Source organism: Amycolatopsis ultiminotia (assembly GCF_039536925.1).
Lineage (GTDB): Bacteria > Actinomycetota > Actinomycetes > Mycobacteriales > Pseudonocardiaceae > Amycolatopsis > Amycolatopsis ultiminotia.
Genome location: NZ_BAAAZN010000009.1, coordinates 287,999 through 299,683, shown reverse-complemented (window position 1 = coordinate 299,683; position 11,685 = coordinate 287,999). Strand labels below are relative to the sequence as shown.

The 11,685-nt window shown below is 69.3% G+C and carries 9 protein-coding genes; 6 read left to right on the top strand and 3 right to left on the bottom strand.

Annotated elements, in window-relative coordinates:
- Window positions 1-157: 157 nt before the first annotated feature.
- Together ABD793_RS22460 and ABD793_RS22455 are read left to right on the top strand one after the other, a co-directional pair.
- The gene (locus ABD793_RS22460) at window positions 158-2,419 is read left to right on the top strand and encodes a sodium-translocating pyrophosphatase (protein ID WP_344863029.1); all 2,262 of its coding nucleotides are present in this window, start codon (window positions 158-160) and stop codon (window positions 2,417-2,419) included.
- 138 nt (window positions 2,420-2,557) lie between these two features.
- Window positions 2,558-3,142: a hypothetical protein gene (locus ABD793_RS22455; protein ID WP_344863027.1), complete on the top strand. Its 585-nt coding sequence runs from the start codon at window positions 2,558-2,560 to the stop codon at window positions 3,140-3,142.
- 33 nt (window positions 3,143-3,175) lie between these two features.
- Here the strand turns inward: ABD793_RS22455 and ABD793_RS22450 are convergent, their stop codons facing one another.
- A complete protein-coding gene (locus tag ABD793_RS22450) occupies window positions 3,176-3,565 on the bottom strand; it encodes a VOC family protein (RefSeq protein ID WP_344863025.1) in 390 nt (129 codons plus the stop codon).
- A 1-nt stretch (window position 3,566) separates the two neighbouring features.
- Window positions 3,567-4,205 carry a dihydrofolate reductase family protein gene (locus ABD793_RS22445; protein ID WP_344863023.1) on the bottom strand — a complete coding sequence of 213 codons (639 nt, stop codon included), beginning with the start codon at window positions 4,203-4,205 and terminating at the stop codon, window positions 3,567-3,569.
- Window positions 4,206-4,368: 163 nt separating this feature from the next.
- On the opposite strand from ABD793_RS22445, the gene ABD793_RS22440 reads away from it, so the two are divergent.
- Window positions 4,369-5,073, top strand: coding sequence for a hypothetical protein (locus tag ABD793_RS22440; RefSeq protein WP_344863021.1), 705 nt, complete (start codon window positions 4,369-4,371; stop codon window positions 5,071-5,073).
- 65 nt (window positions 5,074-5,138) lie between these two features.
- Here ABD793_RS22440 and ABD793_RS22435 read toward each other — a convergent pair whose 3' ends face one another.
- Window positions 5,139-5,954, bottom strand: a complete 816-nt coding sequence (locus ABD793_RS22435) for a S1 family peptidase (RefSeq protein WP_344863019.1) — start codon at window positions 5,952-5,954, stop codon at window positions 5,139-5,141.
- A gap of 314 nt (window positions 5,955-6,268) precedes the next feature.
- Here ABD793_RS22435 and topA point away from each other — a divergent pair, with 314 nt between their 5' ends.
- The 3 genes from topA (at window position 6,269) to ABD793_RS22420 (ending at window position 11,433) form a co-directional block, all read left to right on the top strand.
- On the top strand, window positions 6,269-9,160 hold the full coding sequence (topA, locus tag ABD793_RS22430) for a type I DNA topoisomerase (protein WP_344863017.1): 2,892 nt from the start codon (window positions 6,269-6,271) through the stop codon (window positions 9,158-9,160).
- Window positions 9,161-9,186: 26 nt separating this feature from the next.
- Window positions 9,187-10,383, top strand: a complete 1,197-nt coding sequence (locus ABD793_RS22425; RefSeq protein ID WP_344863015.1) for an MFS transporter — start codon at window positions 9,187-9,189, stop codon at window positions 10,381-10,383.
- A gap of 165 nt (window positions 10,384-10,548) precedes the next feature.
- Window positions 10,549-11,433, top strand: a complete 885-nt coding sequence (locus tag ABD793_RS22420) for an ESX secretion-associated protein EspG (RefSeq protein ID WP_344863012.1) — start codon at window positions 10,549-10,551, stop codon at window positions 11,431-11,433.
- Window positions 11,434-11,685: the final 252 nt, after the last annotated feature.

Below are 11,685 nucleotides of genomic sequence, written 5' to 3'. Positions count from 1 at the left end.
AATACACTCCCGCAATCCACACCCTCTGTGGTGAGCGTCATGTGAGTCCTGCATCGCAAGCACGGCTAGCGTGTCGCTCGGCACAGATCCACGCCAGTGCAGGCACGCCGGGTACGACGGGTCCGCGCTGGCCAAACGGCGTTTCCCAGGAGGACGAATGTCCCGGCAGTTCCTCGCGGAGGGCGGTCTCACGCTCTCCGGGGGTGGCTACACCATCGTCGGTGTGGTCGCCGTGGTCGCCCTTGTCGCACTGGTCATCGGCTACGCCCTGCTCAAGGAGGTGCTGGCCGCGGGCCAGGGCACCGCCAAGATGCAGGACATCGCGAAGGCAGTGCAGGAAGGTGCGGCTGCATACCTGAAGCGACAGCGCAACACCCTCGCCATCTTCGGCGTCATCGTGTTCCTGTTGCTGTTCGCGCTCCCGGCCGACGACTGGAACGAACGGATCGGCAGGTCGATCTTCTTCCTGGTCGGCGCGGCGTTCTCGTTCACCATCGGCTACCTCGGCATGTGGCTGGCCACGCAGGCGAACCTGCGGGTCGCGGCCGCGTCGCGCGAGGAAGGCGGTCGTGAGATCGCGATGCGCGTGGCGTTCCGTACCGGCGGCGTGGTCGGCATGATCACTGTCGGTCTCGGTCTCTTCGGTGCCGCCGTGGTGGTGCTGGTCTACACCGGCCAGGCCCCGAAGGTGTTGGAGGGCTTCGGTTTCGGTGCCGCGCTGATTGCCATGTTCATGCGGGTCGGCGGCGGTATCTTCACCAAGGCCGCCGACGTCGGTGCGGACCTGGTCGGCAAGGTCGAGCAGGGCATCCCCGAGGACGACCCGCGCAATGCCGCGACGATCGCCGACAACGTGGGCGACAACGTCGGTGACTGCGCCGGCATGGCGGCGGACCTCTTCGAGTCCTACGCGGTCATGCTCGTCGCCGCGCTGATCCTCGGCAGCTCCGCCTTCGGCGCGCACGGCCTGATCTTCCCGCTCATCGTGCCTGCGATCGGCGTGATCACCGCGGTGATCGGCGTCTACATCACGAAGGCACGTGCGGGCGAAGGCGGTCTCGTCACGATCAACCGCTCGTTCTACATCTCCGCGGTGATCTCCGCGGTGCTGTCGGCGATCGCCGCGTTCGTGTACCTGCCGAGCAGCTTCGCCGACTTCGGCGACGAGTTCTCCGGCAACAGCGGGAACCCGGCGGTGATCGCGACCGTCGCGGTGATCATCGGGATCGTGCTGGCCGCGATCATCCTGAAGCTCACCGGCTACTACACCGGCACCGAGTACAAGCCGGTGAAGGACGTCGGCAAGACCTCGGAAACCGGTGCGGCCACGGTCATCCTGTCCGGTATCTCGGTCGGTTTCGAGTCCGCGGTGTACACCGCACTGGTGATCGGCGCCGCGGTGTTCGGTGCCTACCTGCTCGGCGGCGGCATCGCGTTGTTCGCCGTCGCGCTGGCCGGTACCGGTCTGCTGACCACCGTCGGCGTGATCGTCGCGATGGACACCTTCGGCCCGGTTTCGGACAACGCACAGGGCATCGCCGAGATGTCCGGTGACGTCGACGAGAAGGCCGCGGGCATCCTCACCGAGCTGGATGCGGTCGGCAACACCACCAAGGCCATCACCAAGGGCATTGCGATCGCCACCGCGGTCCTGGCGGCCACGGCGCTGTTCGGGTCCTATTCGGACGCGATCACGAAGGCCATCGGCAGCACGGGCTCGTTCGTCGCGAACATCGTCAGCCCGGCCACCCTGGTCGGCGTCATCGTCGGCGCGGCGGTGGTGTTCCTCTTCTCCGGTCTGGCGGTGAACGCGGTGTCCCGCGCGGCGGGTGCGGTGGTGCACGAGGTGCGCCGCCAGTTCCGCGAGATCGCCGGGATCATGGAGGGCACCACGCGGCCCGAGTACGGCAAGGTCGTGGACATCGTCACCCGCGACTCGCTGCGGGAGCTGGCCACGCCCGGTCTGCTCGCGGTGTTCGCCCCGATCGCGGTGGGCTTCGGCCTCGGTACGAGCGCGCTGGCCGGCTACCTCGCCGGTGCGATCGCGACCGGCACGCTGATGGCGATCTTCCTCGCCAACTCCGGTGGTGCCTGGGACAACGCCAAGAAGCTGGTCGAGGACGGCAACCACGGCGGCAAGGGCTCCGAGGCGCACGAGGCGACCATCATCGGTGACACCGTCGGTGACCCGTTCAAGGACACCGCAGGCCCGGCGATCAACCCGCTGATCAAGGTCATGAACCTGGTCTCGGTGCTGATCGCGCCCGCGGTCGTGACGTTGTCCGTCGGCGGCGGCGCCAACACCACGTGGCGGATCGTCATCGCGATCGTCGCGGTCGCGGTGATCGTCGTGGCGGTCGCCGTGTCCAAGCGGCGCGGCACGGTCATTGCCGATACCCCGGCACAGGCCAACGCCTGAGTCAATCCGCCATCCGGGCCCGGCGCGCTGTGTGCGTGCCGGGCCCGGTGCATTTCCAGGGCATGGGGTGAGTTGCGCACGGCAGGTGGGTCGGTACGGTCGGGGCGAGGTGGACTTCGACGGGTGGGAGGTGTTCGAGTGCGGCCGCGGTGGAGCGTCTTTGCCGCGCTGGTAACGGGAATCGGGATCAGCGTCGCCGGCTGCGGACAGCAACCGGCAGGCACCCAGCCGCACCCGGGCGGGCAGGCGGACACCGCGAGCCAGTCGGATCCGGCGGCGAGATGGGCGGACGGCTACTGCTCTGCGGTCAACCATCTCGTTCGCACACTGGCGAACCTGCCGGAGATCGACCCGAGCTCACCGCAGCAGGCCACCCGCACGTCCAGCAGACTGCTTTCGTCGGTGGTGGACGGGATCGACCAGACCGTGTCCGGGCTCGACCGGGTCGGTCCGCCACCGCTGCCGAACGCCGCGACCGCGCGCACGGACCTGCTCGGCGAATTCGCTTCGGTGCGCAAGCGGGCCGACGACGTGCGGCAGCGCCTCGATTCGGCCAGCGGAGCCGCGGCCACCAAGGCGGCGCTGGGCGACGCGAGGACGACGATCGACGCGGTGGCCCGGTTGGACGTGCTGAAGGGCTTGGCGGCCACGCCAGAGCTGACCGCGGCGGGTAAACGCGCGAGCGGGTGCCAGCAGCTGGTGGTGCCGCCCGCGCCGCGCTGATTCTGTTCGCGGTGAATCCGGTGCGGCTTCCGTTCAGGGGTGGCGGCTCGCGAGGACGCAGAACTCGTTCCCCTCCGGATCGGCCAGGCAGACCCAGCTCTCCGCACCGGTCTGGCCGACGTCGGCTCGGCGGGCTCCGAGTTCGAGCAGCCGGCGGACCTCTTCGTCCTGCTCCCGATCGGTGGGGTTGACGTCGAGGTGGAGCCGGTTCTTCACGGTCTTGCCCTCGGGCACCTGCGCGAAGGTCAGCGTCGGTGGCACCGGGCCGGGACGGCTCCTGCCTTCCGGTACCGCGGGGGAACCGATGGTGACGATCTCCTCGTCCGCGTCCTGCACTTCGTAGCCGAGGACCGCGCACCAGAACCGGGCGAGCCGCTGCGGGTCGGCGCAGTCGATCGCGAGCTCGGTGAACTTGCTGCTCATGTCAGGACCTCCCGGTCAGATCAGCGCCACCACGCTTGCGGCCGGCGTCGTCCTGAGCTTGCCGGCGGTCGCGTTCGTAGACGGCTGCCACCGCACCGGTGCCGACAGGCGTGCATTCGCGCAGTTGTAGCGCGGTGTGCGTGCCGTCGAGGAACAGGCGGCGCCCGCTGCCGAGAACGAGCGGTGCGATCATCAGGAGGTATTCGTCGATCAGGTCGGCGGCGACCAGCGAGTTGATCAATACCCGGCTGCCCATGATGACGAGGTTCGCGGCCGAGTTTTCCTTCAACCGTGCCACTTCTGCCGGAACGTCACCGTGCAGCAGGATCGAGTTCGGCCAGGCGAGGTGAGTGTCCGCCGCACCGGAGGCGACGTACTTCGTCCGGTTGTTCAGTGCGTCCTTGAACGGACCGCCCTGCCTGTCCCAGCTCTCGAGCAGGCCCTGGTAACTCGTGCGGCCGAACAGCCAGGCGTAGTCGCCGGTCATCAGCTCGCTCATCTTGGCGCCCATCACCGGGTCGGCGTAGGGAGCGGCCCAGCCACCTTGCGTGAACCCGTCGCGGGTGTCCTCGTCCGGCAGGCCGGGCGCCTGCATGACTCCGTCCAGCGTCACCCAGTTGGCGACGATTACCCGTCCCATGCGACCCCCCACTCGTCTCGTGCGCCATCCCCGGCGAGCGTCGTCGGATCGGGTCTTCTGCACACGATTGAACTCCTTGGCGTGCTTCGGCGGAAAGACCGTGCCGGAAAGTCTGCCGCAGACCACTCGCCGCCAATCGAACTTGTGTTCTATCATGCTCGGTGTGGATCGGACGATCTCGCTGTTTTCGGCGGAGGCGACCGGCCCGGGGCTTGCCGACCTGGCCGGGCTGCTGTGCTGCCAGGGACAGATCACCGGGTTCGGCCACACGGCGGCGCGGCTGAGCGTGGTGGTCGAGGAGCCGTGGCGGGCCGCGGTGCTGGCGCGCGAATGTCGCAGCCGGGGCGCCGATGCGCAGGTCGCCGTGGCCGACTGCGGACGACCGCAGGTGCGCACGTCGTTCCGGGTCGACCTGCTCGGCCTCGCCGATCGGTGGCTGCGGCCGGGGCACACCGGTCCGGTCGAGGACGATTCCGGCAAGGCGGTGCCCGGTGGGTTCCGGCTCAGCGGCGCGATGCTGCGGATGTGGGCGCTCGCCGCGGGGCGGCCGGAACCGGGCGGTTACCTGCTCGGCGTCGATCCGCTGGCACCGCTGACGCACGAGCAGCTGGTGGCCGCACTGGTCCCGCTCGGTGTCCGGGCACGGTTGCTGGGGTCTCGGGCCGGGCCGCCGGCGGTGCGGATCACCGGACGGCGCGGGCTGGACGGTCTGCTGGAGCTGATCGGCGCCGCGCCTGCCGGTGCCGAGCACGCGTGGCCCGAGCTGCCGCCCACCGGGGAACGGCGCCCTGCCCGGACCGACGCCGAGCCGCGTCGCGGTGGCCGGGCGGAGAGTCCTCTTCAGTATTTACTGGAGGCGGTGGGGTAGTCGGCGCAAAGAAAACGGCCCTCCCCGGTGCGGTACGCCGGGAAGGGCCGGTACATCGATCGTTGTTACGGTTTCGGCAGTGTGCAGCCCTGCTGGTTGAGATCGACTTCGCCGGCCGCGGTCAGGCAGGCGGGAATACCGTAGGTCTCCTCGCCGTACTTGGTACCGGCATGCACGGTGACGTTCCCGGACTCGTCGACCTCGCACGGGTTGTTCTCGGTGCACCGCTCACCGTCCTCGTTCGCGGTGTTGTTCACGCCGACGACCTTGCCGGTCGCGTGGTCGACGAGGGGCGAGCCGGAGGTGCCGCCGATCGTGTCGCAGCCGGAGGCATAGCGGACGGAGTCCTTCCACACCCAGCCGCCCTCGTGCAGTTCGGGCACGAACCCGTCGATGGTGCAGGAGTAGATCTTCTTCCAGTAGCCGGACACGATGTCGATGGCCGTGCCCGCCTCCGGGTGGCTGCCGGCCAGTTCGAGCGGCGCGACACCGTACTTGTCCTTGATCCCGGCGTAGGTGTCGGTGAGCTGGTAGAGCGACACGTCCGTGTCGGTCATGGTGGCGTAGGCGACCTTCTTCGCGGTGACCGTGCCGACCGTGCTCTGGCCGTCCTCGGAGAGCAGGTCGAACGTGCGGCTGGAATCCTGGTCGACGATCACCTGGCCCGGTTCGGGGAAGCCCGATTCGAGGCAGTGCCCGTTGGACAGGACGAGCGCGGGAGCGTCGGCAGGCGTGGCGGCCGGTTTGACCACCGAACCGGAGCAGTTGGACAGGGCCACGGCGCCGGAGAAAGAAGTCGTCGCCGCACTCGCCGTAGGTGCGGTGACCAGTGCGAACACGGCTACGGCTGCAATCGCTCCACCGAGCAGGCGTCGGGTCATGGTGATTCCTTTCGGCAGATGGGGGTAGTAAGTGAAGCGTTGTCGGCGCCGGGCCCACCACCGTCGAACGGAGGGTATCGGCGGGGTGACCGGTTACCCTGCACGGCACGTGTCCGACATCACGTGCTAGGTGTGGAAAGGAGACATCGCCGAGGTCAGTGGCGATCCGCCGGACCGGAACCCGGCGGGGGGTCAGGGCACCTCGGCGCTGTACGGGCGTCGGGGACGTGCACACTGACAGGTCGAGACGCGGGCGCAGGACCCCCGGTGTGGGGAGAAAGTGCCGCCGCCGACGCAGAGGCGACGGCGCGGAGATGAGTGGAGAGCAGGACAGCGTGGCAGGAGCACGGACCAAGAAGAGCGGTGCCGGTGGCAACGAGGCCGGCCGTCGACGGCTGGTGATCGTCGAGTCGCCCACCAAGGCCCGCAAGATCGCGCCGTATCTCGGCGGCGACTACGTCGTCGAATCCTCCGTCGGCCATATCCGTGACCTGCCGCGCGGCGCCGCCGACGTGCCTGCCCAGTACAAGGGCGAGTCCTGGGCGCGCCTCGGGGTGGACATCGACAACGACTTCAAGCCGCTGTACATCGTCACGCCGGACAAGAAGTCGAAGGTCACCGAGCTGAAGGGGCTGCTCAAGGACGTCGACGAGCTCTACCTCGCGACGGACCCCGACCGCGAGGGCGAGGCCATCGCCTGGCATCTGCTCGAGACGCTGAAGCCCAAGGTGCCGGTGCGCCGGATGGTGTTCCACGAGGTCACCGAGCAGGCCATCCGTGCGGCCGCGGACGCCACCCGGGAGCTTGACGCGGACCTCGTCGACGCACAGGAGACCCGCCGCATCCTCGACCGGCTGTACGGCTACGAGGTCTCGCCGGTGCTGTGGAAGAAGGTCATGCCGAAGCTCTCGGCAGGCCGCGTGCAGTCCGTGGCGACGCGCATCGTCGTGGAGCGGGAGCGCGAGCGGATGCGTTTCACCTCCGCCTCGTACTGGGACATCTCGGCGACGATGGATGCCGGTGAGGACGCTTCGCCGCGAAACTTCCCGGCACGGCTGATCGCGGTCGACGGCTCCCGCCTCGCGACCGGCCGCGACTTCGACTCGAACGGGCAGCTCAAGGATTCCGCGAAGGACGTCCGCGTGCTCGGCGAGTCCGACGCGGAGGCGCTGGCGCAGGCACTCGGCGACCGGGACTTCAAGGTCGCGAGCGTCGAGGAGAAGCCGTACACGCGCAGGCCGTACCCGCCGTTCATGACCTCGACGCTGCAGCAGGAGGCAGGCCGCAAGCTGCGCTTCACCTCCGAGCGCACCATGCGGATCGCGCAGAAGCTGTACGAGAACGGCTACATCACCTATATGCGTACCGACTCCACGACGCTGTCGGAGTCGGCCATCACGGCCGCGCGCAGCCAGGCGACGCAGCTGTACGGCAAGGAGTACGTGTCGCCGTCGCCTCGCCAGTACACCCGCAAGGTGAAGAACGCGCAGGAGGCGCACGAGGCGATCCGTCCGTCCGGCGAGGTCTTCCGGACCCCCGGCCAGGTCGCGAGCGAGCTGAACACCGACGAGTTCCGGCTGTACGAGATGATCTGGCAGCGCACGATCGCGTCGCAGATGGCGGACGCGAGGGGCACCACGATGTCCGTGCGCATCGTCGGCACCGCGACGTCCGGCGAGGAGTGCATGTTCGCCGCCTCCGGCCGCACGATCACCTTCGCCGGCTTCCTCAAGGCCTACGTCGAGGCAGTCGACACCGAGGCGGGTGGCGAGGCCGACGACAAGCAGAGCCGGTTGCCGGTGCTGGTCAAGGATCAGGACGTGAGCGCCGCCGAACTGGCCGCCGACGGGCACAGCACCTCGCCGCCCGCGCGCTACTCCGAGCCGAGCCTGGTGAGCAAGCTGGAAGAGCTGGGCATCGGCAGGCCCTCCACTTACGCCTCGATCATCAAGACCATCCAGGACCGCGGCTACGTGTGGAAGAAGGGGTCCGCGCTGGTCCCGTCGTGGGTTGCGTTCTCGGTGGTCGGGTTGATGGAGCGGCACTTCGAGCGGCTGGTGGACTACAACTTCACCGCCGGTCTGGAAGACGAGCTGGACCGCATCGCCAACGGGGACGAGCACCGGGTGGAGTGGCTGTCGAAGTTCTACTTCGGCGGCGACTTCGGCGTGGAGGGCTCGGTCGGCAGGCTGGGCGGGCTGAAGAAGCTGGTCGACGGGAGCGTCGAGGGCATCGACGCCCGCGAGATCAACTCCATCCCGATGTTCAGCGACGCCGAGGGGCACCAGGTCGTGGTGCGGGTCGGCCGTTACGGGCCGTACCTCGAGCGGGAGGTCAACGGGGAGTCCCAGCGGGCGAACCTGCCCGAAGACCTGCCGCCGGACGAGCTGAGCACGGAGATCGCGGAGAAGTTGTTCGCGACCCCGCAGGAGGGTCGCGTACTGGGCACCGATCCGGTCAGCGGGCACGAGATCGTGGCGAAGGAAGGCCGGTTCGGCCCGTATGTCACCGAGCTGCTGCCGGAGCCGGAACTGCCCGAAGACGCTACTGCGGCGCAGAAGAAGGCCGCGAAGGCAAAGGCGCCGAAGCCGCGCACCGGATCGCTGTTCAAGTCGATGTCGGTCGAGACGATCACTCTCGAAGAGGCGCTCAAGCTGCTGTCCCTGCCACGTGTGGTGGGCAAGGACCCGGAGTCGGGCGACGAGATCACCGCGCAGAACGGGCGGTACGGGCCGTATCTGAAGAAGGGCACGGACTCGCGGTCGTTGCAGACCGAGGACCAGCTGTTCTCGATCACCGTGGAAGAGGCGCTGAAGATCTACTCGGAGCCGAAGCAGCGTGGCCGTGCGGCAGCCGCGCGCCCGCCGCTCAAGGAACTCGGCGAGGACCCGGCGTCGGGCAAGCCGATGGTGGTCAAGGACGGCCGCTTCGGTCCGTACGTGACCGACGGCGAGTACAACGCGACTCTGCGGAAGACCGACAGCATCGACGACCTGACTGCGGATCGTGCCGCCGAGCTGCTGGCGGAGAAGCGGGCGAAGGGTCCGGCGCCCAAGCGTAAGGCCCCGGCCCGCAAGACCGCGGCGAAGTCGACCACTACGAAGTCGGCGGCCGCGAAGTCGACCACGGCGAAGTCCGCCGGCACGAAGTCCACGGCCAAGAAGGCGCCTGCGAAGAAGTCGAGCAGTACCGCGAAGGCCAATTAGGTCCGGCTTTCCTCGGGGCCATCCGGATGGCCCCTTCGCAGTTCTGGGGACTGATGGAAGAAGCACGACGCGCGCGCACCGCAGTTTCGGCGGTCTTCGCGGTGTGCGGGGCCGCCTTCGCTTCATGGGCCGCGCGGGTGCCCGCAGCGCAGGCGAAGCTCGACTTGAGCGCGGGGCAGCTGTCGATCGGGCTGTTCGGGCTCGCGGCCGGTTCGGTGGTGGCGCTGGCGGCCGCTGGACCGGTGCTGATCAAGATCGGCAGCCGGCGTGGGGTGCTCTGCGGTGCCACCGTGCTGTGCGCGGGACTGCCGTTCACCGCGTTCGCCGCGGATCTGCCGTTGTTCGTGGCCGCGCTCGTGGTGCTGGGGATCGGTAACAGCCTGCTCGACGTGTCCATGAACGCGCACGCGGCGCGGGTGGAAACAGCTTACGGGCGGCCGATTTTCGCCGGGTTCCACGCGTTCTGGAACATCGGCGGGCTGGCCGGTTCCGGTGCCGCGGCGCTGATGGAGACCTGGCACGTGCCGATCCAGGTGCACTTCACGACCGCCGCCGTCGTATTGCTGGTCCTTGCTGCCGGCGCCGTCGCGGGCTTCCTGCCCGGCGCTGACCGTGGCCAGGGCGAGGCGGCGTTCGCGTTGCCCGGCAAGGTGCTGATCCCACTGGGGGTGATCGCGTTCTGCGGGTTCGTCGCGGAGGGCACGATCAACGACTGGAGCGCGGTGTACCTGAGCGGGGTCACGTCGGCGACGGCGGCGGTGGCGTCGCTGGGCTACTTCGCCTTCTCGATCACGATGATCGCGGTACGGACAGTGGCCGACCGGTTGGCCGGGCGGTTCGGCGTGGTCACGTTCATGCGCGTCGCGACCGCGGTGACGGTGGGCGGATTTCTCCTGGTGGTGGCGGTTCCGGTACCCGCGGTGGCGGTGGCCGGATTCGCCGTCGTCGGGCTCGGGGTGTCCGGGATGGTTCCGCTGGCCTGGAGCGCGGCCGGGCGCAAGCAGCCGGACGCACCTGCCCGTGCGATCGCCGCGGTGGCGGCCTGCGGGTATTTCGGCTTCCTGGCCGGACCGGTGCTGATCGGCCCACTGTCCGGTGGGATCGGACTGCGCTGGACCTTCGCCGTGGTCGGCTGTCTCGTGGTGACCGTGCACTTCCTGGCGCCTGCGATGCGCGTCGGCGATCGCAGTGCGCGCGGGTCTGCGCCGACGGCGGACGTGTAACGCCTGTCACAGTCTTGTGCTCCTTCGGGTGCGCTGCCCCGGGCCGCAACCGATGTGCCTGCGGTTCTTCGTGGCCGCGATGCGGTCGGGCGGGCCGCGGCGCCGACCGCTCGGCGCATCGATCGGGGTATTCGAACACAAGTTCGAGAAATTGTCGGTACCAGGGTGTTCAATGCAGGGGTGAGCAGTTCAGCGCCCGTCGTCTTCGACGTCATCGACGAGGTCATCGGACCGCTGCGAGCCGAGATGCCGCAGCGGCCTTCGGTGATGGAGTTCTACGACCCGCACTTCGAGGTGCCGCCGGTTCTGGCCGCGCAAGAGCCGTCCGAGCCGGTTGACCCGATTGCGCCTGCCGAGGGGGACGCGGAAGTCGCGGAGCCGAGCCTTGCCGACGAGGTCCGGCAGTCGTTCGGGCCGATGCTCGGCACCACGCTGGCCGAGGAGGTGGAGCAGTACACCCGGTTCGTCGCGGGGATGGCCGCGCTGGGACTGGCGCCGGAGGGCGAGGTGACGTCCGAAGCGGTCGGCCTGTACCGCGTGTTGCGTGGTGGGTTCATCCGCGGAGTGGTCACCGGCGTGTTCCCGGCCCGTCGGGAACCGTGGGAAGTGCGCTTCTTCGGCGATGCCGACTACACCACGGTGATGACCAGGTCGGGCCGTCGCGCGCGGCTGCGGTCCGGTCTGCTGAGCGCCCTGCCCGGCTGGGTGTTCGACGGCCTGCCGGACAGCCCGCCCGGCCCCGGCCCCGCGGTCCGCATCGAAACCGATCACAGCGGGCTGGTCCCGTCGGCGGCGTGGGGGGATCTGGACGTGATCCGCGCCGCGGCGGCCCGCCCCCGGCGGGGCACGGTGCTGGTCGACCTCACCGTCCGCGACGCCGTGCTGGCGGAGTACCCGCACGGCGCCTTCGGCCTCATCGACAACGATGAGGGCCGCTACCAGTTCCGGGCCGCCCCTCGCCAGGGCGGCGGCTGGACGATCAGCTGGACCCCGGCAACCCGCAGCACCGCGGAAGACTGGATCGTGCAGGCGGTCCGCCGCCATGCCTGACCGGAGGGACACGTCCCCGGCGAGCGGAGCGACTGTGCCTGTGCCGTTCCGGAGGTGGAGGCGGAGTCGGAGCTGACCGAGCGAACCGGGTGCGGCAGAAGCCGACCACAACCGGCGCGGCCCCGATGGTTGACCGGGATCCCGGTCGGCTGGGACCGCGGTTGTGGCTGTGATCGGACCGGGACGGCGGCCGGCCGGACGCCTGATCGGACGGGGACGGCGGCCGGCCGGGCCCTGGTCGGGCCGGGACGG

Coding starts and splice junctions, on each gene's coding strand:
- ABD793_RS22425 (WP_344863015.1), top strand. CDS start 9,187: ATGGCCCCTTCGCAGTTCTGGGGACTGATGGAAGAAGCACGACGCGCG.
- ABD793_RS22450 (WP_344863025.1), bottom strand. CDS start 3,565: ATGAGCAGCAAGTTCACCGAGCTCGCGATCGACTGCGCCGACCCGCAG.
- ABD793_RS22445 (WP_344863023.1), bottom strand. CDS start 4,205: ATGGGACGGGTAATCGTCGCCAACTGGGTGACGCTGGACGGAGTCATG.
- topA (WP_344863017.1), top strand. CDS start 6,269: ATGAGTGGAGAGCAGGACAGCGTGGCAGGAGCACGGACCAAGAAGAGC.
- ABD793_RS22435 (WP_344863019.1), bottom strand. CDS start 5,954: ATGACCCGACGCCTGCTCGGTGGAGCGATTGCAGCCGTAGCCGTGTTC.
- ABD793_RS22460 (WP_344863029.1), top strand. CDS start 158: ATGTCCCGGCAGTTCCTCGCGGAGGGCGGTCTCACGCTCTCCGGGGGT.